A 21,938-nucleotide genomic window follows, 5' to 3' on the forward strand; every position below is an offset into this window, starting at 1 on the left:
GTCCGCGGGACGGTCACGGCGCCACCTGGCCGCCATCGTCATGTGCCGGGCAGGACCCGCGTACGGGGCAGGTCCGGCAGTGGTTGTCGTCGCGGCGCGCCTCGAACACCGGGCTCGCCATGCCCTCGGCGACGCGGTCGACGAGTCTACGCGGCCACTGCGGATCCTCGTCCGCCGACGGAGGCGGCTGCGTCTGGACGCGCACCCGCGCGGTCAGGGACGCCTTGCCGACCTGGATGAGCTCCGCGCCGCCCGGCTCGATCAGGCCCTTGTCGGCGAACGCGCCCAGCATCACGGCGAGCTGGTACACGCCGAGCTGCGGGTGGCGGGCGAGATCCTCGTCGGGCACCTTGGTGCCGGAGGTCTTGATGTCGACGATCCAGGCGCGGCCGTCGTCGTCGCGCTCCGCGCGGTCGATCCGGCCGCGGATCGTGACCCGGCCCAGATCGATGCTGAACGGCTCCTCGATCGACACCAGCTCGCGGGCGTCGGCGCGCCGGTGCCAGTCCAGGAACTTCTCGATCATCCCCTGGGCCTGTTCGCGCTGCTTGTCGGAGTACCAGGCGCTGCGGAAGTCCAGGTCGTCCCAGATCTCGTCGAGCCGCTTGTCGATGTCGGCGTCGCTCACGCCCTCGTCGGTGGCGACGAGCTCGGCCACCGCGTGGATGACCCGGCCCATCGTCGCGAACTCCCCCGCGCCGCCGTCCTCCGCGCCGACGCAGGAGGCCAGCAGCCAGCGCAGCCCGCACTTCTCGAACGTCTCGACCTGGGACGGCGACAGCACCAGCGTCTCGTCCTCCCGGAACGCCGGTCCGGGGTCGGACAGCTCCGTCAGGGGGTACCAGTCGCGCGGGTCGGCGCCCTGGACCCCGGCGCGGGCGAGCCGGGCCAGGTGCCCGGCCGCGGCCCGGCGCAGCGGCACGGGGGTCTTCGGGTCGGCGACGGCCGAGCGCAGGTCGGCGACGAGGGCGCGCAGGGACAGCCACCGGGTCCGCTCGTCGAGCTGGGCGTGCTCGGCCTCGTCGGGGACCAGCTCGCGCAGGAACCGCGACGGCCGGTCCTCGGCGTCCTCCCCGCCGACCGCGGTCACGACGAGCCGCTTCCTGGCCCGCGTCACGGCGACGTAGAACAGCCGCCGCTCCTCCTCCAGCATCTTCGCCGCCAGCGACGCGCCTGCCTCCACCCCGGTGGCTCCGCCCCACCGCCCCCCCTTATCGAGGTCGACGACGCCGGTCGCGGCCTCGATCAGCTCCTCGCTGCCCAGCAGCGAGCCACGCAGCCGCAGGTCGGGCCAGAGGCCCTCCTGCACGCCCGCGACGACGACCAGGTCCCATTCAAGGCCCTTGGACCGGTGCGCGGTGAGGATCCGCACCGCCTCCCCCTGCGGCGCCTGCTCGGCGAGGGTGTCACCGGGGATCTCCTGCGAGGCCAGGTCGTCCAGGAACACCTCCGGGCCCGCCTGCGGCAGCCGGTCGGTGAACCGCGCCGCCATGTCGAACAGCGCGACGACCGCGTCGAGGTCCCGGTCGGCCGCCGCGCCCCGGGCCCCGCCGCGGACGCTCTGCTCCAGGAGCCGGTCGGCCAGACCACTTTCCTGCCACACCGCCCACAGGACCTCCTCGGCCCCGCCACCACCCTGGACGGTCTCCCGCGCCAGGGCGATCAGCCTGGCGACGCGCTCCGCCGGTTCGCGGACCTTCGGGTGGATCAGCACCAGCTCACGCGGGTCGTTCAGCGCCCGTACGAGCAGTCCCTCGCCCTTCTCGTCCCCCGACAGCGTCGCCAGGTCGCGCAGCGCGCGGCGGAGCCGGCGCAGGCCGAGGGCGTCCGCGCCGCCCAGCGGGCCCAGCACGAGCTCCTCGGCGGCCTCCTCGTCGAGCAGGGCGGGCCGCAGCGCCGCCCGCAGCAGCACGATGAACGGCCGGGCGCCCGGCTCGTTCACCAGCGGCACCTCGTCACCCGCCACGACCACGGGCACGCCCGCGGCGGCCAGCGCGCGGCGCAGCGGCGGCACCTGCCGCACCGCGGACCGTACGAGCACCGCCATCCGCGACCAGGGGACGTTCTCCAGCAGATGGGCGCGGCGCAGCTCGTCGGCGACCAGCGCGGCCTCCTGGTTCGCGCTGTCGGCCTCGACGACCCGGACCGCCCGCGCGTCCGCGCCGTCGTCGTCGGCCGCCTCCACCGGCAGCAGCTCCCGATGCCGCCCCGCCAGCGCGCCGAGCGGCAGCCGGGCCGCGACCCGGCGGGACGCCTCCAGGATCACCGGGCCCATCCGCCGGCACGTCCGCAGTGAGACGATCGGCGCCTCCTCGCCCGTCACCGTACGGAACCGCTCGGGGAACTCCAGGATCCCGCGCACGTCCGCGCCCCGGAACCCGTAGATCGACTGGTCCGGATCACCCACGACGATCAGGTCCCGCCCGCCCCCGGCCAGCTGCTGGAGGAGGTACTCCTGGGCGGGGTCGGTGTCCTGGTACTCGTCGACCAGCACGACGTCGTACGCGGCGCGCTCCCGCCGTCGTACGTCCTCGTCCGTGAGCAGCCCGGCGGCGGCCCGGATCAGCTCCGCGTAGTCATAGGCGACGATCGGATCGACGTCGAAGCGCTGTTCGTACCGGTCCAGGAACCGTCCGGCGGCGTACCAGTCGTCCCGGTGGTGCCCGCGGCCCAGCGTCACCAGGTCATCGGGCCCGAGACCGCGCTCGACGGCCCGCAGGATGAAGTCCCGCAGCTCCTCGGCGAACCCCCGCGTCTTCAACGTCTCGTGCAGCCGCGACGGCCAGTCCCGCGCGCCGTCCGCGACCTCACCGTGGACCAGCCGGCGGACCTCCAGGAGGTGCTCCGGGCCCGACAGCAGCCGCGGCGGCTCCTCGCCGTCCAGGACCGCCTCGCGGCGCAGCAGCGCGTACGCGTACGAGTGGAACGTCAGGGCCAGCGGCGTCCGGGTGGTACGCCGCAGCCGGCCGGTGATGCGCTGCCGCAACTCCCCCGCGGCCTTCCGGCCGAACGTCAGGACCAGCACCCGCTCCGGGTCGACACCGCGGTTCTCGATCCGGTCCACGACCGTCTCGGCGATCGTCGTCGTCTTGCCCGTCCCCGGCCCGGCCAGCACGAGCAGCGGCCCGCCCGCGTGCGCGACGACCCGCCGCTGGTGCTCGTCGAGCACCGGCGGCGGCGCCTGGGCGGAACCGGCGCGCCGGACGAGACGGTAGGACGCTGATGACACATATGTGATTGCAGCAGATCATCGGGGGTGATCGTGACAGGGTTGCGCCATGTCGCCGATGTGGCAGCCGTCCATCACCGCCGCAGACCCCGATTCCAGGGCCGGAATCACGGCGGAACACGCGGACGTTCGGGGGAGGCGCCGATGATCGTGCTGGCCGTGACGGTCCTCGCGCTGGCCTGGTACGTCCTGTGCTGGCTCAGCCTGCTGTGGAGCGGCGCCCGGCGGGCCGTCGACCGGCTGTCACCGTACACCCGGTGGCTGCACGCCTGGATCCTGTCGGCCCCCGCGACGTTCACCTATGTCGCGATCTTCACCGCGTTCACGCTCGTCCAGCGGACGACGCCGCCCCACCTCATCGACGTGCTCACCCGCGTCAACAGCACCAACCTCGTCCGCCTGCACCGCGCGCCGCTCGCGGTGCTGGCCGACAGCGCCCTGTGGGTCGCGGACCGCGGCTCGGGCCTCACCCTGTACATCCTCGCGTTCGTCACCGTCGTCGCCTGGGCCGAACGGCGGTACGGCCCGCCCCGCATGATCGTCATCTTCCTCTCCGGCCACGTCCTCGGCACCCTGCTCACCGCGCTGGTCGAACTCCACGCCATCGAATCGGGCCGGGCGTCCTACCACCTCGCGCGCACCACCGACGTCGGAGTGAGCTACATGATGGTCGCCGGATGCGTCGCGGCGGTCCTGCTCATGCGCGGCTGGTGGCTCGCGGCCGGCATCACGGCGCTCGCCGTCGGCGTGGTCTGGCCGGTGATCTCCAACCACACCATCTGGGCCCTCGGTCACCTGCTGGCCGCCCTGTGCGGACTGGTCGTCGCCGCCCTCACGCGGTACCTCGGCGGAATCAGAACACCCCGTGACCTGCGCCCGTGCCTGGAGTGAGCCCGAGCCCGGTCCAGGCGATGGTGATCATTCGACGGCTGTCCGGAGTCAGCGTGCCGTCGTCGGCGCCGTAGACGCTCTATGCCGTCACCGTGGGCGCTTCGCCGTCGGCAGTGACGCTGCAATGTCCGTGATGCCTTGATGGAAGGCAACACCGGCGGCAGCGCGAGGCTGGAACCAGGCTCTGCGCAGTTACGTCTCAGAGGCGGATTGATCCCCGTTTCATAGACTTTTCCGGGAGTGGCCGGTGGCCGGTTCGAAGAAGATCCCTCGTCCCTCCGGACGTATCAGCCGTGGCAAGGCGATCGCCGCCGCAGTGGTGCTCCTGGTCGTCGCGGTGCCGACGCTCAACGGCTTCTTCGGGTCGTTCGAGCGCACCACCGGAGGCGAGGTGGCGGTCGTCCGCAACGGCGGGATGCTCGACAACAACAAGATCCGTCAGATCATCGACCCCGGGTCCGGGATGACCTGGATCGGGTGGTGGTCGCACGTCCACAAGTACCCCGCGCAGCAACGGTTCTACACGATCACCTCCGACTCCGGGCGCGGCGAGCGCGCCGGCGTGGACGTCGTGACGGTACCGAGCAGCGACGGCGTCAACATGGGCATCGAGGGCACGCTTTACTTCAACCTGAACCTCGACCACGCGACGCTGCGGAGATTCGACGACAGGTTCGGGACGCGGAAGTTCACCGGCGCGGACGGCAAGACGCGGTACGCCTATGACGGTGATGGGGGATGGTCCGGGTTCCTGGACCAGATCGTCCGGCCCGTCATCGAGAACGACCTGCGCACCCAGATCAACAGCTTCCGCTGCGCGGAGCTGGTCTCCTCCTGCGCGCTCGTGCAGAACAACGCGGGCGGTAAGCAGCAGCAGACGTCGCTGAAGGTCCAGAGCAACAACGCCAACATCGCCAAGGTGCAGAACGCCATCAACACTAGCCTCGAACAGGATCTGCAGCAGACCCTCGGGCTCCCCTTCCTGACGAACCTGCACTTCAACCTGGCCCGCATCACGCTGCCGGAGCAGGTGCAGCAGGCCGTGGACAGCGCCCAGGCGGCGTTCGCGAAGGTCACGGAGTCGCAGGCTCAGGTCGCGCAGGCCCGCGCCGAGGCGGAGGCCAACCGCGCCCGGCAGGAGGGCTACAACAAGTGCCCGACGTGCGCCGACATCGAGAAGCTGAAGGCGCTGCCCAAGGGCATCACGGTATACGCCCCGGGCAGCGACCGGGTGGCGCTCCCGACCCGATAGGAGATCCCGATGCGCGTCCTCACGCTCCCGCTCGCACTCCTCGTCGCGGCCGCGCTCGCCGTCCTCCTCGTCGCCGTGCTCAGCCGCTCCGGCCGGGCGGAACCGCCGCGCTGGGAGGCCGCCACGGAGTTGCGGGACGGCGTGACGATCGTGCTCGTACGGCAGGTCGCCGACGGGCGGGAGCTGGGCCGTCAGGTCGTCACCGAGCTACCGGCAGACGCCCCGGACTGGGAAACGCGCTACCACGAGGCGATGGCCGCCGCCCGATCCCGGGCGGCGGCCCTCCGCACCGAAGCAGACTGACCAGAAAAGCGCCTTGCGCAACCGCGAAGCAAAGTCGCGGACAGCTGCCTGGCACCTCCTCGCGTTAACGCCCTTCGAACCACCAGCCCGCCGCCGGTCCGCTGCACTCACGTCGCCGGCCCGAAGCCTCCGCGCCGCTGCCGGCCCGGCGTGCTCATGGTGGTGCTGCTGGTCGGTCTCGTTGTGGAGGTGGTCAGCCGGTCTCGGCCGCTTCGCCGGTCCAGCGGGCGAGGCGCATGTCGACGCGGTCGCCGCGCAGCGGCGTGCCCTCGGCCCGGTAGTGCTGCAGGGCTCGCCGCTCATGGCACTGCGGGGGCGAGCCGTCCGCCCGAATGACGCGCCACCAGGGCACGCCGCCGCCCCACAACGCCATCACCCGGCCGACCTGACGGGGTCCGCCCTCGCCGAGGTACTCGGCGATGTCCCCGTACGCCATGACGCGGCCCGGCGGGATCCGTTCGACGACGTCGAGAACACGTTCGGCGTAATCCGTCGGGTCACCCCGCATGGTCGTCCTCCGAACCTCGGCGGATGCGTACGCGCCGGATGTACAGCACGGTGGTCGTCAGTGCGCCGGCGAACCCGAACAGCGCGGCGACGCCCACCCAGCCGCCCAGGATGACGAGGCCCGGGGGGTGGCGTTCGACCTGGATCGGCCGCATCGGCCCGTCGTCGAAGCGGCCGGTCTTGCCGGCCGCGGTGAGCCGGTAGCCCTCCAGCCGGTCGGCGGCGGCCAGCGCCGCCGGGGCGTTGACCTCGCCGAAGCCCACCTTCTCGTCGTATCCGGCGGCCGGACGGCCCTTGGCGCTCGCGGTGATCGCCTGGGCGACCAGCGCGGGGGCCATGTTGCGATGGCGGGCGCGGATCAGGGCGACGACCCCCGAGACGAGCGCGCCGGCCTGGCTCGTGCCCTCACCGATCCAGTAGCTGTCGCCCGGTCCGGCGCCGACGACGTCCGCGCCCGGCGCTGCGATCTGGACGCTCGCGTTGCGGTCGGAGAACTTCGCCGCGACGCCCCGGCGCGTCACCGCGGCGACCGCGATGACACCGGGGAAGGCGGCCGGATAGGACAGCCGGGTCAGGCCGTCCTTGTCGACCTTCTTGTCGCCGTCGTTGCCCGCCGAGGCGACCACCACCACGCCCTTGGAGATGGCGTACGCGATGGCGGCGCGCTCTTCGCGGCCGGCGCTCGGCCCGCCGAGGGACATGTTGATCACGTCGGCGCCGTGGTCCGCCGCGTAGCGGACGGCCTTCGGCAGCGCCGAGCGGTACTCCGCCGTGGTGCGGAACGACTTGTAGCCCTTCTCCCCCGGGTCGGCGATCATCCGCAGGGACAGCAGGCGCGCCTCGGGCGCCACGCCGATCACGCCGTCGCCCGCGCCGTGCCCGTGCCCGGCGATCAGGGAGCCCATCCACGTGCCGTGGAGGCGGCCCGGGTCGTGAGCGACCGTGCGGATGAAGTCGGGGCCCGTGGTCACCACGCCGGACAGGTCGCGGTGCGATCCGTCGATTCCGGTGTCGAGGACGGCGACGGTGACGCCCTTGCCCTTGGTCGTGCGCCACGCCTGCGGGGCTCCGAGGGCGTCGAGCACCCACTGCTCCCGGTCGCGTACGGTGTCGGCCCGCGCGGCGGTGCCCGGCAGCGCCGGCAGCAGGGCGACCGTCAGCGCCAGGCCCGCCGTCAGGACGCGCCTCAGCACTTCCACTCCCGCTTCTCGGAGCAGTCGGGCTGGACCGGGAGCGCGAGGGCGCCGGCGATGTTCCGGCCGACCTCGGGGGCGAGCTGGAACCAGCCGCCGTGCGGTTTGCGCACGGCGGAGGAGGGACGGCCGTCCGTCTGCCCGGCCACGGTCATCACGACGTACGGGCCGGCGCGGTCGGCGGTGGCGAGCTGCCGCGTGGACTCGGCGAACCGGGCGGCGATGGTCTGCGGGAACGCCAGGGGGCGCAGGAACGGGCCGGCCGCGCCGGGATCCGTGGGCGCCAGGGACTCTCCGGCCAGGCTCGCGGAGCGCTCGTCGGGCAGGGCGGCGAGGCCCACGGTCAGGATGATGCCCTGGGTCTGGTCGACGTAGGTCGCCCGGAGCAGCGCCCGGCAGCCGTAACGGGAGAGGACGGCCGCGGGGACGGGGTCGATGCCGGTGCCGCAGCCCCTCTCGGGGGCGATGCCGACCAGCGCGGCGTGCTCGATTCCGCCCTGTTCGGAGGTGTACGGGACGGAGTCAGGGAAGATCTTCTCGGCGGGCCAGGTGCGCCAGCGGTCCCGGACCTCCTCGCCCGCCGCGCGGTAGAGCTCCCACGCGGTCGGCTTGCGGTGGAACTCCCAATAGACCCTGGCGGTCGACAGGGCACCGACCGCCAGGTAACCGACGGTCGTCACGATGGCCACCCCGAGCCACAGGCGACGACGCGCGTACCAGGGCACGGGCTCTGGTGGTGGCTCCTCTGGTGGGTCCCACGCCCCCCATCCGCCGGGCCCGGTCGTCGGCCAGCTCGGATCGGAGGTTCGCGCCATATCTGACAAGGTTACTGGGCGATCCGCCGCCGCCGGTGAGAACCGGGACAGGGGTGAATCTCTGTGACGCAGAGAGGCTCCGGGGTGCGTCACCCCGGAGCCTCTCACCGTCGTGGCGGGAGCTTTCGTCCGTCGTGTCGGCGCCTGGGCCGGTGCGTACGTCGGCGCCGTCACCGGCCGAGGACGTCCGTCAGTACGCCGGCTTGTCGGGCTCGATCTGGTTGATCCAGGCCAGCACGCCGCCGCCGAGGTGCGCGGCGTCGGAGAACCCGGCGTTCTTGACGATCGCGAGGCACTCGGCGCTGCGGGCGCCGGACTTGCAGTGCAGCACGACGCGCTTGTCCTGCGGCAGCCGCTCCAGAGCAGCGCCGGACAGGAACTCGCCCTTCGGGATCAGCGTGGCGCCGGGGATGTTCACGATCTCGTACTCGTTGGGCTCCCGGACGTCGACGAGGAAGATGTCGCCGTTGTCCAGCAGGTCCTTGAGCTCGGTCGCGGTGATCGTGGAGTCCTTGGTCGCGTCCGCGGCCTCCTCGGAGATCGCGCCGCAGAACGCCTCGTAGTCGTCGAGGAGCTCGGTGATCGTGGGGTTCTTACCGCACAGCGGGCACTCGGGGTCCTTGCGGACCTTGACGCTGCGGTAGTTCATCTCGAGGGCGTCGTAGATCATCAGGCGTCCGACGAGCGGCTCGCCGATGCCCGCGATCAGCTTGATCGCCTCGTTGACCTGGATGGAGCCGATCGACGCGCAGAGCACGCCGAGGACGCCGCCCTCGGCGCAGGACGGCACCATGCCGGGCGGCGGCGGCTCGGGGTAGAGGCAGCGGTAGCAGGGGCCGTGCTCGGCCCAGAACACCGACGCCTGGCCGTCGAAGCGGTAGATCGAGCCCCAGACGTACGGCTTGCCCAGCAGCACGGCGGCGTCGTTGACCATGTAGCGGGTGGCGAAGTTGTCGGTGCCGTCGACGATCAGGTCGTAGCCGCTGAAGATGTCCATGACGTTGTCGTTGGACAGCGCCTCGTTGTGGACGATGACGTCGATCAGCGGGTTGATCTCGCGGACCGACGCGGCGGCCGACTCGGCCTTCGGCCGGCCCACGTCGGACTGGCCGTGGATGATCTGGCGCTGCAGGTTGGATTCGTCGACGACGTCGAAGTCGATGATGCCGAGGGTGCCCACGCCGGCGGCGGCGAGGTAGAGCAGGGCCGGTGAGCCGAGCCCGCCCGCACCCACGCACAGCACCTTGGCGTTCTTCAGCCGCTTCTGTCCGTCCATCCCGACGTCCGGGATGATCAGGTGGCGCGAGTAGCGCCTGACCTCGTCGACGGAGAGCTCGCTGGCGGGCTCTACCAGTGGTGGCAACGACACGGTTGTCTCCTGCGCGTGCTGGAATTGTGATGCGGACGCCGTCGTCCTGGACTTCACAACTCTGTCACGCGCCCCCGCATTCCCGCTCCTGGGCCCGTCGAGCCGGTCGTCAGCCCGCGGCGGTGTCGGGCAGGCGCAGGCGGGCGTCCTCGAGCAGCGCGCGGAACTCTCGCGCGACGGTCTCGGGGCGCTCCATCTGCGCGACGTGGCCGACGTCGGGCAGGACGACCACGCGGGAGCGCTTGAACACCCGGCCGGCGCGGGCTGCCATCCGCGGGTCGACGAGCCGGTCGTGCCGGCCATAGATGACGAGGGTGGGCGCGGTGACGCGCGCGGCGTAGCGCCAGAGGGAGCGTCGCATGTACGCGGTGACGATGCCGCGCGACGACGCGATGAGCGCCTCGGCGTTGTGGGTCAGCCCGTCCCTGCGGCGGACATCCTCGACGAGCTCCATGACCCGGTCGGGGTGCAGGCCGGTCGGGTCCGCGAAGCACATCTCCAGGGTGCCCTGGACGCGTTGTTCGGCGGGCAGCGCGGCCAGCCGCCGGACCGCCCAGGGGCCGATGCCGGGCATGGTGGTGGCAAGGATGCGCGCCGGCCCGTACCTGGGCCGCAGGTCGGGCAGGGCCGGGGAGATCAGTGTGAGGGAGCGCACCAGGTCGGGGCGGGTGCCCGCGAGCCGGGTGGCGATGGCTCCGCCGAGGGAGTTGCCGAACAGGTGGACCGGTCCCCGGCCGCGCTTCTCGATGAGCCGCGCGACGATGATCGTGTGGGCGTCGACGGAGTAGTCGTGGTCCGGTGGAGGCGGGGAGTACCCGAATCCGGGCAGGTCGACGGCTTCGCCGGCGAGCTCGCCGGACAGCAGGCCCATGAGGTCGGTCCAGTTGGCCGAGGAGCCGGCGAGGCCGTGTACGAACAGCGCCGGGTCGGTGTCCTCACGGGAGGGTGACGCCGTGCGCACGAAGACCTCGCGGTCGCCCAGCCGGACCGCCTCGCCCGGCCATTGCGGAATCGGTGTGCTCATCCTGCTCGCGGCGTGGGGCCTCCGGCCGGATGGTCGGAGAGGAGCCGCCGCTGCCTCCTCTCTGCTGTACCGAACGCGGTTCCACGATAACCGCGTGGGCGCGCGCCCCGTCGACCGGGCATGATCCCGCGCGTCCGCCTTGACCTGATCTTGAGGGACGCGGGGCCCCGCACCGTCTCGGTGCGGGGCCCCGCGTGGATGCCGATCGGTCGGTCAGCGCGCCGCTTCGGGGCGCGGACGGCGGTCGTCGTGGCGGACCGCGCCGGCGCGGCCGCCGGGGCGGGACCCGCCCGGCGCGCCGCCGGAACGGGGCTCCCGGCGCGGCCGGTGGGTGTCCCGGCGTTCGCCGTCGCGGTGCTCGGGACGCCCCTCGCGGCGCTCGGCCGGGCGCCCGGAACGGTGCTCGCCGTCGAAACGGCCGTCCTGACGCGCCTCTCCGCGGCCCTCGAAGCGGCCGCCGGGACGCCGGTCGCGACGGCCGCCCGGACGCGGCCCGCGACGCGGCGCACGCGGCTCGGGCTCGGGCGGGACCGGGATACCGCTCGGCGGCTGCGCCCCGGTGATGCGGACGAGGGCGTCGTCACCGGCGGTGACCTTCGACCGCAGCGCGCGAACACCGGCGCGGCGCATCATCCGCTCGGTGTTGCGCACCTCGTTGTGGGCGACCAGCGTGGCGACGGTGCCGCGCTCGCCCGCCCGCGCGGTGCGGCCGGCGCGGTGGAGGTAGTCCTTGTGGTCGGCGGCCGGGTCGACGTGCACGACCAGGCTGACGTCGTCGACGTGGATGCCGCGGGCGGCCACGTCGGTGGCGATCAGCACCCCGACCTTGCCCTCGCGGAACTCGGCGAGGGTGCGGGTCCGGGCGGCCTGGGTCTTGCCGCCGTGCAGCGCGCCGGCGCGGACGCCGACGCGGGCGAGCTTCTTGGCCAGCGCGTCCACGCCGTGCTTGGTGCGGACGAACATGATCGTGCGGCCTTCGCGGCCGGCGACCTCGGCGATGACGTCCTGCTTGTCGGCGCGGTCGACGATGAACAGGTGGTGGTCCATGGTCTCCACCGGCGCGGCGGCCGGGGCGATCGAGTGGGTCACCGGGTCGTGCAGGTAGCGGCGGACGAGCTTGTCGACGTCGCCGTCGAGGGTGGCGGAGAACAGCAGCCGCTGGCCGTCGCCGGGGATCTGGTCGAGGAGCCGGGAGACCGCGGGGAGGAAGCCCAGGTCGCACATGTGGTCGGCCTCGTCGAGGACCGTGATCCGCACGTCCGCGAGCGAGCACTCGCCGCGCTCGATCAGATCGGTCAGCCGCCCGGGGGTGGCGACCAGCACGTCGACACCGCGGCGGAGCGCCTGGATCTGCTTGCTCATCGACATGCCGCCGACGACGATCTTGGTGTGCAGCCCGAGGCTGCGGCCCAGGGGGCCGAGGGCGTCCTGGACCTGCATGGCCAGTTCGCGGGTGGGGACGAGGATGAGCGCGCGGGGCCGCGTCGGGGCGGCCTGCTCGCCGGCGAGCCCGGCCAGCAGCGGCAGACCGAACGCGAGCGTCTTGCCCGATCCGGTCTGGCCGCGTCCGAGCACGTCACGCCCGGCGATGGCGTCGGGGACGCAGGCGACCTGGATGGGGAACGGCGCGGTGATGCCGCGGCGTTCGAGCGCCGACACGAGGGGGGTCGGCAGGCCGAGTTCAGCGAAAGTGGACAAGGTCGAAGGACCGTCAGTCAAGAAAGAACCTCTCGGAAATGGCCCGCCTCGAGAGGTGCCGCGAGGGTGGGGAACCCGCGGACTCTTAGCCGGCCGTAGGCGCGAGCGCGCCTGTACAGGAATCACTGAGCTTACAGGGGCGTCCAACGCGCCAGAGGGGATCTTCATTCCCGGCCGGGCGGGCGCGTTTCCGCCGAGCCCGTCAGGCGGTCTTGCGGGCGCCGCTCTTCGTCTTGGCCTTGGTGTCCGTGGTCTTCTTCGTGGCGGCGGTCTTCGCCTCGGGCTTGCCGCCACCGCGGCCGCCCGTGCCCCGGCCGCCCTTCGCCGCGCCGTCCTTGTGGGCCCGGGTGCCGTCCTTCGCGGAGCCGGCGGCCTTGCGGGTCTCCCCGTCGCCGCGTTCCGTACGGCCCTTCTTGGCCGCCTCGACGCTCGCCCGCAGCGCGCTGAGCAGGTCGGCGCCGGCCGGGGCCTCCTCGGCCGCCTCCGGCGTGACGACCTCCCGGCCCTCGACCTTGGCCTGGATGACCGCCTCCAGTGCCTCGCGGTACTCGTCCTTGTACTCGCCCGGGTCGAAGTCGCCCGTCATCGTGTCGATGAGCGAGGACGCCATCTGCAGCTCCTGGGGGCGGACGTCGACGTCCTCGTCCATGAACGGGAAGTCCGCCTCGCGCACCTCGTCCGGCCACAGCATCGTCTCGAGGACGAACACGCCGTCCCGTACGCGCAGGGTCCCGAGCGACTCGCGCTGCCGGAGCGCGACCTTGACCACGGCGACCTTGTCAGAGTCCTCGAGGGCGTCGCGCAGCAGGACGTACGGCTTGACGCCCTGGGCGTCCGGTTCGAGGTAGTAGGTCTTGGCGAAGTAGATCGGGTCGACCTGGTCCTCCGGCGTGAACTGCAGGACGTCGATGCGGCGGCTGGTCGACAGCGGCAGGTCGGCGAAGTCCTCGTCGGTGAGGACGACCGTGTCCCCGGTCGGCAGTTCGTACCCCTTGGCGATGTCGGAGTACGGCACCTCCTCGCCGTCGACGGTGCAGACGCGCTTGTACTTGATCCGGCCGCCGTCCTCACGGTGGACCTGATGGAACGCCACGTCACGCTGCTCGGTGGCGGAGTAGAGCTTCACCGGGATCGTGACGAGCCCGAACGAGATCGCGCCCTTCCAGATGCTGCGCATGGGGTGTCCCTACCCTCCGACCTGCCGATCTACCTGCGAGGCCGTCCGAAATGCGATAACTCGAATGTATGCGCAGGTCGCGGTGGGGCGAAGTGTCCCCCGGGTGAGCGGGCCGTACGCGCCGCACCACGGACGGACCCTGGCTCGGCCATGGGACCGTGCCGGACCGGTGAAACCACCGGGCTCCCGGGCGTCAGAAGGGAGCGGCATGGGCAGAAATGATCGTATGGGTGACCCCATGCCCTCTGATGTCCAGCCGATGCTCGCGACCCCGGGCGGGCTGCCGGACGACGCCGACCGCTGGGGCCTGGAGCTCAAGTGGGACGGCGTTCGCGCGATGGTGTACGTCTCCGGCGGGCGGGTCCGGGCGGCCGGCCGCCGCGGCCTGGACGCGACCCACCGCTATCCGGAGCTGCAGGTCCTCGCGGACCTCCTGCCCGGTCAGGCGGCGGTCGTCGACGGCGAGGTGGTGGCCTTCGACGAGCGCGGCCTGCCCAGTTTCCAGCGCCTGCAGCACCGGATGCACGTGGAGCACCCGGATCCGATGCTGGCCCGCCGCGTTCCGGTGCACTTCATCGCGTTCGACCTGCTGTATCTGGACGGCTACCTGCTGTACGACCTGCCGTACCGCGACCGGCGGGCGCTGCTGGACGAGCTGGAGCTGGCCGCCGGGCCCGTCGAGGCCCCGCCGTACCTGCCGGGCACGGCCGTGGACCAGGTCGACGAGCTGCTCGCGTACACCAGGGAGCAGGGCCTGGAGGGCCTGATCGCCAAGCGGCTCGACTCGCCGTACCGGCCCGGCCGGCGCGTTGATCACTGGCGGAAGATCAAGAACTTCCGTACGCAGGAGGTCGTCATCGGCGGCTGGAAGCCCGGGCAGGGCCGCCGGGAGGGCGGGGTCGGGTCCCTACTGCTCGGCGTCTACGACGACGGCGGCCTGCGCTTCGTCGGGCACGTCGGCACCGGGTTCACGGACGCGGCGCTGGACGACCTCCACAAGATCATCACTCCGTTGGAGCGATCCACCAGCCCGTACGCCACGGAGATCCCGCGCGAGTACGCCCGCGCCGCGCACTGGGTGGAGCCCTGGCTCGTCGGCGAGGTGGAGTTCGCCCGCTGGACCCTGGACGGGATGCTGCTGCACGCCTCCTGGCGGGGGCTCCGCCCCGACGTCGACCCCGGAGAGGTCCGCGCCGAGCCGTAGCCCGTACACGGCCGGCCGGTGGTTGAAAGCGGCGCTGCCGGGGAGATGGCCCGTGAGCAGGCCGAGCCCCCCGAGGAGAGCCGGTGAGCGACACCAAGACGAGCGTCCGGGTCGACGGCGTCCAGCTGACGCTGTCCAACCTCGACAAGGTCATGTACCCCCGGCATGGCTTCACGAAGGGCGAGGTCATCGACTACTACGCGCGGATCGCCCCGGTGCTCCTCCCCCACCTGAAGGACCGGCCGGCGACGCGCCTGCGCTACCCCGACGGCGTGGAGGGGCAGACGTTCTTCGAGAAGAACGCGCCCTCCCACACTCCCGCGTGGGTGCGCACCGCCTGCCTGCCGACGCCCGGCGGGAGCCGCGACGCGGTGAACTTCGTGATCATCGACGGGCTGCCGGCCCTGGTCTGGTGCGCGAATCTGGCCGCGCTCGAACTCCACGTGCCGCAGTGGCGGGTCGGCCCCCGGGGCGCGCAGCGTGAGCCGGACCTGCTGGTCTTCGACCTCGACCCCGGCCCGCCCGCCACGGTCGAGGAGGCCCGCGAGGTCGCCTGCCTGCTGCGCGACCTGCTCGCGGCGGACGGGCTGCGGTCGTTCCCGAAGACGAGCGGCAAGAAGGGCCTGCACCTGTACGTCCCGGTCAAGGAGACCTCCGACCGGCACACGTCCGCCTACGCCAAGGAGGCTGCGCGCAGGCTCGAGCGGGAACACCCGGACCTGGTGGTCAGCCGGATGGAGAAGAGGCTGCGCTCCGGCAAGGTCTTCGTCGACTGGAGCCAGAACAACCGGCACAAGACCACGGTCGCGCCGTACTCTTTGCGAGCCGCCGAAGAGCCCTCCGTCTCCACGCCGGTGACGTGGGACGAAGTGGACTCCGGCGCGGCGTTGTGGTTCGGACCGGACGAGGTGCGCGAGCGCGTCGAGCGGCACGGGGACCTTCTGGAGCCGCTGCTGACGCTGCGTCAGAAGCTGCCGTGAAGGCCCGCCGCGCGTACACGAAGCTGTCCGGTGCGTCACCATTACTCGGAGGGACCACAATCGTGGGCGGTGGTCACGGCGCCGGAACGTCGCCGTGAGCGCCGGTGGAGGTGACACGCGCACGGCGCGTGGAATGGGGAAGGATGATCAGGTGACGGACGACGCGCAGGACAGGCGCTATGACGTCGTCGTGCTGGGCGGAGGCTCCGGCAAGAACATCGCCGCCGACCTGGCGCGGGCGGGCCGTTCGGTCGCGCTCGTAGAGGACCGCCTGGTCGGCGGGGAGTGCCCGTATTTCGCGTGCATGCCGTCCAAGACGCTGCTGCACTCGGCGCGGCTCGGTGAGACGTGGGAGCACGCGGTCGCGCGCCGCGACGAGGTGACCCGTCACCTCGACGACGCGGCCACCGCCGCCCAGATGGCCGAGGCCGGTGTGACCGTCGTGCGCGGCCGCGGCCGGGTCGTACGGCCCGGCGTGGTCGAGGTCGAGGGCGCCGAGTACGGCTACACCGACCTGGTGGTGGCCACCGGCAGCGAGCCGGTACGGCCCTCGGTCGAGGGCATCGACGAGGTGCCCACCTGGACCAGTGACGAGGCCCTGACGCGGCCCGACCTGCCGCGCCGGCTGATCGTGCTCGGCGGCGGCGCGGTCGGCTGCGAGCTGACCCAGATCTACGCGGCGTTCGGCTCGCACGTCACTTTGGTCGAGCCGGCCGAGCGGCTGCTGTCGGCCGAGGCCCCGTTCGCAGGCGAGACGCTCGCCGACGCGCTGCGGAGGATGGGCGCCGACCTGCGGCTCGGCGTGGCTGCGACGCGCGCGGAGCGCACCGAGACGGGGCTGCGCCTGGTGCTGTCCGACGGCAACCACATCGATGCGGACCGGATCCTCATCGCGGCGGGCCGGCGCCCGCGTGTCGCGGACCTGGGGCTGGAGACGATCGGCGTCCGCGTCGACCCGGAGCGCGGCATCGCCGTCGACGCCACCTGCCACGCCGCCATGGCCTCGGAGGCCACCGACGGCACCCACGTGTGGGCGGCCGGGGACGTGACCGGCGTCGCGCCGTACACCCACACCGCGAACTACCAGGCCGCGGTGGTGGTCTCCAACGTCCTGGGCAAGCGCCGGGAGGCGGACTACCGCGCGATCCCCCGTGCCGTCTACACGACGCCCTCGGTGTACGCGGTGGGCGTCTCCCCACTGGCCGCGAGCGGGCTGGAACTGATCGCGGCGGGGTACGACCTGTCCGGGACCGCCCGTGCCGCCGTGGAGGACGACGACCGCGGCCGGGTGGAGCTGTACGCCGACCGGGCCCGGGGCGTTCTCGTGGGCGCCGCCGCGGTCGGGCTCTACGCTGAGGAATGGATGAGCGAGATCACGTTGGCGATCCGGGCCGAGACGCCGCTTCGGATCCTCACCGATGTGGTCCACGCCTTCCCGACGTACGGTGAGGCCTTCGAACCGGTCCTGCGCGAACTGGCCGAGCAGCTCTGAGACTCTCTTGGGGGAGAGACGCCATGCCCGATGACGAGATCGAATTGAGCCTCGAGGCTCCCGAGGCCGACGCCGCCGAGCAGCACGTGGCGGTGCGCGACGCCGAGGGCCCGTGGCCCACCACGTTCCCGGTCGAGGTCAACGAGGCCGACGCCGCGGAGCAGAGGTACGAGATCGACCTCGACGAGGACGACTACCGGTGACCCGCGTGGGACGCCGCTCACGCGCACGGGGACACCGCCGTCACGCCGGCGTCGCCGGGTTCCCCCGGGCCGGGGTTACCCGGTCGTAGGATGGTAGCCCTCAGCGCGCGCGGCGCCTCGGCGTCGCCCGGACAGGTGATCGGAGAACTCACGTGACCGCAACCCCGGACGCCCGCCCCCGGGGCACGAGGCTCCCGCGGCTGGCCCGCCGCCGCCAGTTGCTGGGCGCCGCCCAGGAGGTGTTCGTCGCGCAGGGCTACCACGCCGCCGCGATGGACGAGATCGCCGAACGCGCAGGCGTCAGCAAGCCCGTGCTGTACCAGCACTTCCCGGGCAAGCTCGAGCTGTACCTCGCGCTGCTGGACGAGCACGCCGAAGGGCTCGTCCAGCGGCTGCGCGGCGCGCTGGCCTCGACGCCGGACAACAAGCTGCGCGTGCAGCGGACCATCGAGGCGTTCTACGACTTCGTGGCCGGGGAGGGCGAGGCGTACCGCCTGGTCTTCGAGTCCGACCTGCGCAACGTCGCCGCCGTTCGCGCCCGGGTGGACCGCACGAACCAGCTGTGCGCCGAGATGATCGCGCAGGTCATCCAGGAGGACACCGGCGTCTCCAGCGACGAGGCGCACCTCCTGGGCATGGGGCTGGTCGGCATGGCCGAGGTCAGCGCGCGCTACTGGCTGTCGCAGCGCGGCGAGATCACCAAGGACCAGGCCGAGCACCTCATCGCGCGGCTGCAGTGGCGCGGCATCGGCGGTTTCCCGCGCACCACCTGACCTCCGCGCTCCCCTCCACCGCCCCGTCCGTGCACCGGTCCGTGCGATAGTGCCGGTAAGTCGGATCCAGCCGACCTGAGGTACGCCAGGGGCGGTCCCGCCACCGCCCCGCGACGGAGGGAAGAACGTGCAGGTACGGATCGGTGTGCAGTCGGTGCCCAAGGAGCTCGTCGTCGAGACCTCGCTGTCCGCCGACGAGGTGGAGCACGCGGTGCACGACGCGGTGGCCGAAGAAGGCGGTGTCTTCATGCTCCGCAGCAGGGACGGCGCCCGGGTGGTCGTGCCGGCGGACAAGCTCGCCTACGTCGAGATCGCCGAGTCGGAGTCCCGGAGCGTCGGCTTCGGCTCCTACTGACCCCTCCCGAAGATTCGTTCCGACTTTTTCCAAAAATTGGAATGAGTCCTTCGGAGGGGGGCATACAGACCGCGCGAATCCGAAGCGCCGGATCCGGTCCGGCAGGAGGTGGTCTGAGAAATGCTGATGACAATAATCTGGTTCATCATTATCGGTGCCATCATCGGGGCTGTCGCGCGTCTGGTCGTGCCCGGCCCGAACCCGATGGGCATCGCTCTGACGATCCTGATCGGAATCGTCGGCGCGGTGATCGGCGGTGTCATCGCGAACGCGCTCGGGGCCGGCAGCATCATCGCCTTCATCATTTCGGTCCTGGTGGCCGCCGCCGGTGTCGCGCTGATCAGCCGCGGCAAATGGGGCTCGCGTCGCGGCGTGTTCTGATCGGCCCGCCACGGACCCGTCCACACGAAACCTGACCTGACCCCCGGTGAGGCCCCCGCTCCTGAGCGGGGGCCTCACCGCGTGTCCAGGGCCGGTACGAGGCCACCCCCGGACCACGGCTCGTATGGGTTACGCACCCGGACCCGGGGCGCGTACGGAGGGTCCGCGCCCCGGACCGGGGCGCGTGTAGGGCCGCGGACCCGCGCCGGGGTCAGGAGTGGGTGGGCGCCGGCGCCACCGTCTTCGTCCCGGTCCCGGGGCGGGATGCCTTGGCCGTCGCCACGAACTCCGGACGGACGTACGTGCCCAGCTTCGCGTACGGCACGTCGAACGCCCGGCCGACGTCGGCGTGCGGGCAGCCCAGGTCGATCCAGTTACGGATCGTGAACGTGATCCCGGTCACGGTCGGGGAGATCTCGAGCCCGCGGCCCAGGTCACGGCCGGTCAGAGGGCGACCGGGGGCGCAGACGGCGCCGTTGCCCTGCGGATCGAGAACCCTCGCGAGGCCGTGTGCCCCTGCCGCCGTCCGCGCGGCGGGAAGCAGCAGGTCCGCGGTCCCCAGCGCCCGGCCCGTCGCCAGGTCCAGGATCACGGTGAATTGCGAGCTGGCGGGGATCTGCCGGTTCGCGTCACTGCTGTCGGCGAACGTGTACGTCACGGAGAGCAGTTTCGGGCCGCCGAGCCCCACCGCCGCGGCGGATTCCAGTGTGCCGGTCGGCGCGCTGCCCGCCTGGGCCGGCTGCATGACGAACGCGGTCTTGAACTCGGCGAGGGTCTTGTCGACCGGCGTCCGGAGGGCCTTGTTGATCTTGGCCTGCACCGTCTGGTCCTTCAGTCCGCTCACCTGGACGTACCGCGTGATCATGGTGCGCCCGCGGCGGAGCGTCCTGCTGGAGGCCGCGACGTTCACGGTGAGCGGCTGCGCGGCGGCCGCCGGGCGCGTCCGCCTGGCCGCCGGGTGCCCGCCCCCTCCCCGGGAGACGACGACGGCGGTCCCGGCCGATCCGACGACGACGGCGCCGGCGATCGCCACCGCCGCCTTGGCACCGGCGCTCGAGAGGAGGCCCTTCGCCGCACCCTGGGCCGCGGCGTGTCCGGCACCGCCCGCCGCGTGCGCCCCACCACCGCCGGCCCCGGCGGCTCCGCCACCGGCTCCCGTGGCCCCGCTGCCGGCCGTGGCCCCCGTTCCGCCGGCGCCACCGCCCGCCGCGCCGCTCGCGGCGGCACCGCTCCCCGCCACCGAACCACCGCCGCCACCCGCGGCGCCGCCGGCGGCGATGCCACCGGCCGGCGCGCCCGAGCCGCTCGCCAGGATCGCCGCGAGGGGGAACAGCGCGGCCAGCCCGGCAGCCGCCTCGGCCAGCCGCCGCCAACCGTCGGATTCCCAGTCCGGCCCGTAGGCGTCCGTGGCCACGTTCTCCAGCTCGGTCACGAACGCCGCCGCACCGACCGGCCGTTCGGCGGGATGCTTGGCCATCCCCCGGGCGACCAGGCCGCGTACCGCGTCCGGGAGCTCGTGGAGGGGGACCCGCGCGTTGGTGTGCTGGATCCGGTAGGTCTGGGGCGTGTCTCCCTGGAAGGGAGTATGACCGGTAACACACTCGAAGAAGACGCAGGTCGCCGCGTACACGTCGGTGGCCGGGGCCGCGGGCGCGCCCTGCCACTGCTCCGGCGCCATGTAGGGCGGCGTGCCCAGGATCTCCCCGCTCTGCCCGGATCGCAGCGCGATGCCGAAGTCGATCAGCTTGCTCTGGCCGCCGGCCTGCACCAGGACGTTCTGGGGCTTGTAGTCGCGGTGTACGACGCCGCGCTCGTGCGCGGTCCCCAGCCCGAGGAGGGAGCCCTTGAGCACCGCCAGGGCCGCCTGCGGTTCGAGGGGTGCGTCCCGGTCGAGGAGTTCGCGCAGCGCGATGCCGTCGACCGCCTCCATCACGATCGCCGCGCCGTCGCCGGACTCGACGAAGTCGTACAGGCGCGCGATGTGCGGGCTGTCGAGCTGCCGCAGTATCCGCGCCTCGGCCCGGAAGCCACCGACGAACCGCTGATCGGCGAGGAGGTCGGCGGTCAGGTATTTGACCGCCACATGCGCGCCGGACGCGTCATGCCGGGCGAGCACGACCCGTCCGAAGCCGCCCTTGCCAAGCTCACGCACTTCCGAGTAGCCGGGAAGCGCCCAATCGCCCAACTTCGTCCTCCTCCGTCAAGAGGGGGAAAGTACTGGATACGCACGGTTACTGGAAGCAACGCCACGCGCCATCTGCGATCGACGTCAGTCGCGCAGGACGACGGCCCGCATCCGCGCCTGGTGACGGTCGACGATCCGGCCGAACATCGCCGCCACGCCCTCCTCGCCGAACAGCGCCCCCACCTCGGGATTCTGCTCCGCGAGCGCGTGGGCCTGGCTCAGCGCCTCACCCACGAGGCGCCGGGCCCACAGCCCCAGCCGGGACGCCAGCCGGGCGTCGTTCTCCGCCGCCGCGCGCAACCGCTCGGTCAGAATCTCCGCGTGGCCGGAATCGGCCAAGGATTCGTGGACCACCGCACGTGTGCCGGGATCGGCCTTCTCCACGGCCTCACGGTAGAGGTCGGCCAGGATGGAGTCGGCGACGTACACCTTGGTCAGCGCCTCCATCGCGTCGGCGGGCCGCGCACGCTCGTGGAACGCGCTGATCGCGTCCTGGTAGGGCCGCATCGCCTCGTACGGGTCCGCACCGGCCTCGATCAGCCGGTCGCGCAGCAGCTCGAACTGGGCGAACGCCCCGGTCGCCAGGCCGGCGAGCACGACCTTGTCCTCGTAGGAGGCCGCCCGGCCCGCGTCCGCCGCCCGCTGCTCGAACGCGGTCAACCGAACGCACGCCAGCAGTCCGTAGAGGGCGTGTGGCCGGGCGGAAAAAGGGGGTACGGCCGAAGACATGAAATGAAATCGTACGCCGAAGCGTTGGACTAGGACGGCAGGGGCTTTTGAATCCCGCCCCGGCCAGCTACACTGCGTGTCGAACTGTGACCGGTCGCTGCAGAGCGCGACCCCATACCCGGTCACACCCTAGGAAGATTTTGTCGGCTGGTCCCTCCCGCGCGAAGGCGCGATCGCA

At 72.3% G+C, this 21,938-nt stretch carries 20 protein-coding genes; 10 read left to right on the forward strand and 10 right to left on the reverse strand.

Annotated elements, in window-relative coordinates; all coding sequences use genetic code 11:
* Positions 1-13: 13 nt before the first annotated feature.
* Positions 14-3,229, reverse strand: coding sequence for an ATP-dependent helicase (locus NE235_RS22740; protein ID WP_252806225.1), 3,216 nt, complete (start codon positions 3,227-3,229; stop codon positions 14-16).
* A gap of 144 nt (positions 3,230-3,373) precedes the next feature.
* Between NE235_RS22740 and NE235_RS22745 the strand changes: the two genes are divergently transcribed.
* The 3 genes from NE235_RS22745 to NE235_RS22755 all read left to right on the forward strand — a co-directional run bounded on the left by NE235_RS22745 (position 3,374) and on the right by NE235_RS22755 (position 5,675).
* Positions 3,374-4,120 carry a rhomboid-like protein gene (locus NE235_RS22745; RefSeq protein ID WP_252806227.1) on the forward strand — a complete coding sequence of 249 codons (747 nt, stop codon included), beginning with the start codon at positions 3,374-3,376 and terminating at the stop codon, positions 4,118-4,120.
* A 247-nt stretch (positions 4,121-4,367) separates the two neighbouring features.
* Entirely contained in the window at positions 4,368-5,372 is a 1,005-nt protein-coding gene (locus NE235_RS22750; RefSeq protein WP_252806229.1) for an SPFH domain-containing protein, read from the forward strand.
* A 9-nt stretch (positions 5,373-5,381) separates the two neighbouring features.
* Positions 5,382-5,675: a hypothetical protein gene (locus tag NE235_RS22755; RefSeq protein WP_252806231.1), complete on the forward strand. Its 294-nt coding sequence runs from the start codon at positions 5,382-5,384 to the stop codon at positions 5,673-5,675.
* Between the two features lie 193 nt (positions 5,676-5,868).
* Here NE235_RS22755 and NE235_RS22760 read toward each other — a convergent pair whose 3' ends face one another.
* From NE235_RS22760 to ku, 7 genes are all read right to left on the reverse strand, one after another.
* Positions 5,869-6,183 (reverse strand): MGMT family protein, encoded by a 315-nt coding sequence (locus NE235_RS22760; RefSeq protein WP_252806233.1) that lies wholly within the window; start codon positions 6,181-6,183, stop codon positions 5,869-5,871.
* Positions 6,173-7,381, reverse strand: a complete 1,209-nt coding sequence (locus NE235_RS22765; protein ID WP_252806235.1) for a S8 family serine peptidase — start codon at positions 7,379-7,381, stop codon at positions 6,173-6,175. Before NE235_RS22765 ends, NE235_RS22760 begins: the two co-directional genes overlap by 11 nt.
* Positions 7,369-8,055: a hypothetical protein gene (locus NE235_RS22770; RefSeq protein WP_252806237.1), complete on the reverse strand. Its 687-nt coding sequence runs from the start codon at positions 8,053-8,055 to the stop codon at positions 7,369-7,371. Before NE235_RS22770 ends, NE235_RS22765 begins: the two co-directional genes overlap by 13 nt.
* A 325-nt stretch (positions 8,056-8,380) precedes the next feature.
* Positions 8,381-9,559 carry an adenylyltransferase/sulfurtransferase MoeZ gene (moeZ, locus tag NE235_RS22775; protein ID WP_252806239.1) on the reverse strand — a complete coding sequence of 393 codons (1,179 nt, stop codon included), beginning with the start codon at positions 9,557-9,559 and terminating at the stop codon, positions 8,381-8,383.
* 109 nt (positions 9,560-9,668) lie between these two features.
* Positions 9,669-10,583, reverse strand: coding sequence for an alpha/beta fold hydrolase (locus tag NE235_RS22780; RefSeq protein WP_252806241.1), 915 nt, complete (start codon positions 10,581-10,583; stop codon positions 9,669-9,671).
* Between the two features lie 213 nt (positions 10,584-10,796).
* Positions 10,797-12,281 (reverse strand): DEAD/DEAH box helicase, encoded by a 1,485-nt coding sequence (locus NE235_RS22785; protein WP_252806243.1) that lies wholly within the window; start codon positions 12,279-12,281, stop codon positions 10,797-10,799.
* A 202-nt stretch (positions 12,282-12,483) separates the two neighbouring features.
* Positions 12,484-13,458, reverse strand: a complete 975-nt coding sequence (ku, locus tag NE235_RS22790; RefSeq protein ID WP_252806245.1) for a non-homologous end joining protein Ku — start codon at positions 13,456-13,458, stop codon at positions 12,484-12,486.
* Between the two features lie 238 nt (positions 13,459-13,696).
* On the opposite strand from ku, the gene ligD (NE235_RS22795) reads away from it, so the two are divergent.
* The 7 genes from ligD (NE235_RS22795) (at position 13,697) to NE235_RS22825 (ending at position 18,846) form a co-directional block, all read left to right on the forward strand.
* The gene (gene ligD / locus NE235_RS22795) at positions 13,697-14,662 is read left to right on the forward strand and encodes a non-homologous end-joining DNA ligase (protein ID WP_252806247.1); all 966 of its coding nucleotides are present in this window, start codon (positions 13,697-13,699) and stop codon (positions 14,660-14,662) included.
* A gap of 83 nt (positions 14,663-14,745) precedes the next feature.
* Entirely contained in the window at positions 14,746-15,642 is an 897-nt protein-coding gene (gene ligD / locus NE235_RS22800; RefSeq protein ID WP_252806250.1) for a non-homologous end-joining DNA ligase, read from the forward strand.
* Positions 15,643-15,793: 151 nt separating this feature from the next.
* Positions 15,794-17,134: a dihydrolipoyl dehydrogenase family protein gene (locus NE235_RS22805; RefSeq protein WP_252806252.1), complete on the forward strand. Its 1,341-nt coding sequence runs from the start codon at positions 15,794-15,796 to the stop codon at positions 17,132-17,134.
* Positions 17,135-17,157: 23 nt separating this feature from the next.
* Entirely contained in the window at positions 17,158-17,337 is a 180-nt protein-coding gene (locus tag NE235_RS22810; protein WP_252806254.1) for a hypothetical protein, read from the forward strand.
* A 152-nt stretch (positions 17,338-17,489) separates the two neighbouring features.
* Positions 17,490-18,110, forward strand: coding sequence for a TetR/AcrR family transcriptional regulator (locus tag NE235_RS22815; RefSeq protein WP_252806256.1), 621 nt, complete (start codon positions 17,490-17,492; stop codon positions 18,108-18,110).
* A gap of 127 nt (positions 18,111-18,237) precedes the next feature.
* Positions 18,238-18,465 (forward strand): DUF3107 domain-containing protein, encoded by a 228-nt coding sequence (locus NE235_RS22820; RefSeq protein ID WP_252806259.1) that lies wholly within the window; start codon positions 18,238-18,240, stop codon positions 18,463-18,465.
* 120 nt (positions 18,466-18,585) lie between these two features.
* A complete protein-coding gene (locus NE235_RS22825) occupies positions 18,586-18,846 on the forward strand; it encodes a GlsB/YeaQ/YmgE family stress response membrane protein (RefSeq protein ID WP_252806260.1) in 261 nt (86 codons plus the stop codon).
* A gap of 211 nt (positions 18,847-19,057) precedes the next feature.
* Here the strand turns inward: NE235_RS22825 and NE235_RS22830 are convergent, their stop codons facing one another.
* Together NE235_RS22830 and NE235_RS22835 are read right to left on the reverse strand one after the other, a co-directional pair.
* A complete protein-coding gene (locus NE235_RS22830; RefSeq protein WP_252806262.1) occupies positions 19,058-21,031 on the reverse strand; it encodes a serine/threonine-protein kinase in 1,974 nt (657 codons plus the stop codon).
* Positions 21,032-21,115: 84 nt separating this feature from the next.
* On the reverse strand, positions 21,116-21,760 hold the full coding sequence (locus NE235_RS22835) for a ferritin-like fold-containing protein (RefSeq protein ID WP_252806264.1): 645 nt from the start codon (positions 21,758-21,760) through the stop codon (positions 21,116-21,118).
* Positions 21,761-21,938 lie beyond the last annotated feature (178 nt).

This window comes from Actinoallomurus spadix (assembly GCF_024055725.1).
Taxonomy (GTDB): domain Bacteria; phylum Actinomycetota; class Actinomycetes; order Streptosporangiales; family Streptosporangiaceae; genus Actinoallomurus; species Actinoallomurus spadix.

Excerpts from the sequence above, each read along its gene's own strand:
- NE235_RS22825 (WP_252806260.1), top strand. The coding sequence starts at position 18,586 with ATGCTGATGACAATAATCTGGTTCATCATTATCGGTGCCATCATCGGG.
- NE235_RS22755 (WP_252806231.1), top strand. The coding sequence starts at position 5,382 with ATGCGCGTCCTCACGCTCCCGCTCGCACTCCTCGTCGCGGCCGCGCTC.
- NE235_RS22760 (WP_252806233.1), bottom strand. The coding sequence starts at position 6,183 with ATGCGGGGTGACCCGACGGATTACGCCGAACGTGTTCTCGACGTCGTC.
- NE235_RS22810 (WP_252806254.1), top strand. The coding sequence starts at position 17,158 with ATGCCCGATGACGAGATCGAATTGAGCCTCGAGGCTCCCGAGGCCGAC.
- NE235_RS22835 (WP_252806264.1), bottom strand. The coding sequence starts at position 21,760 with ATGTCTTCGGCCGTACCCCCTTTTTCCGCCCGGCCACACGCCCTCTAC.
- NE235_RS22780 (WP_252806241.1), bottom strand. The coding sequence starts at position 10,583 with ATGAGCACACCGATTCCGCAATGGCCGGGCGAGGCGGTCCGGCTGGGC.
- ligD (WP_252806247.1), top strand. The coding sequence starts at position 13,697 with ATGCCCTCTGATGTCCAGCCGATGCTCGCGACCCCGGGCGGGCTGCCG.
- NE235_RS22745 (WP_252806227.1), top strand. The coding sequence starts at position 3,374 with ATGATCGTGCTGGCCGTGACGGTCCTCGCGCTGGCCTGGTACGTCCTG.
- ku (WP_252806245.1), bottom strand. The coding sequence starts at position 13,458 with ATGCGCAGCATCTGGAAGGGCGCGATCTCGTTCGGGCTCGTCACGATC.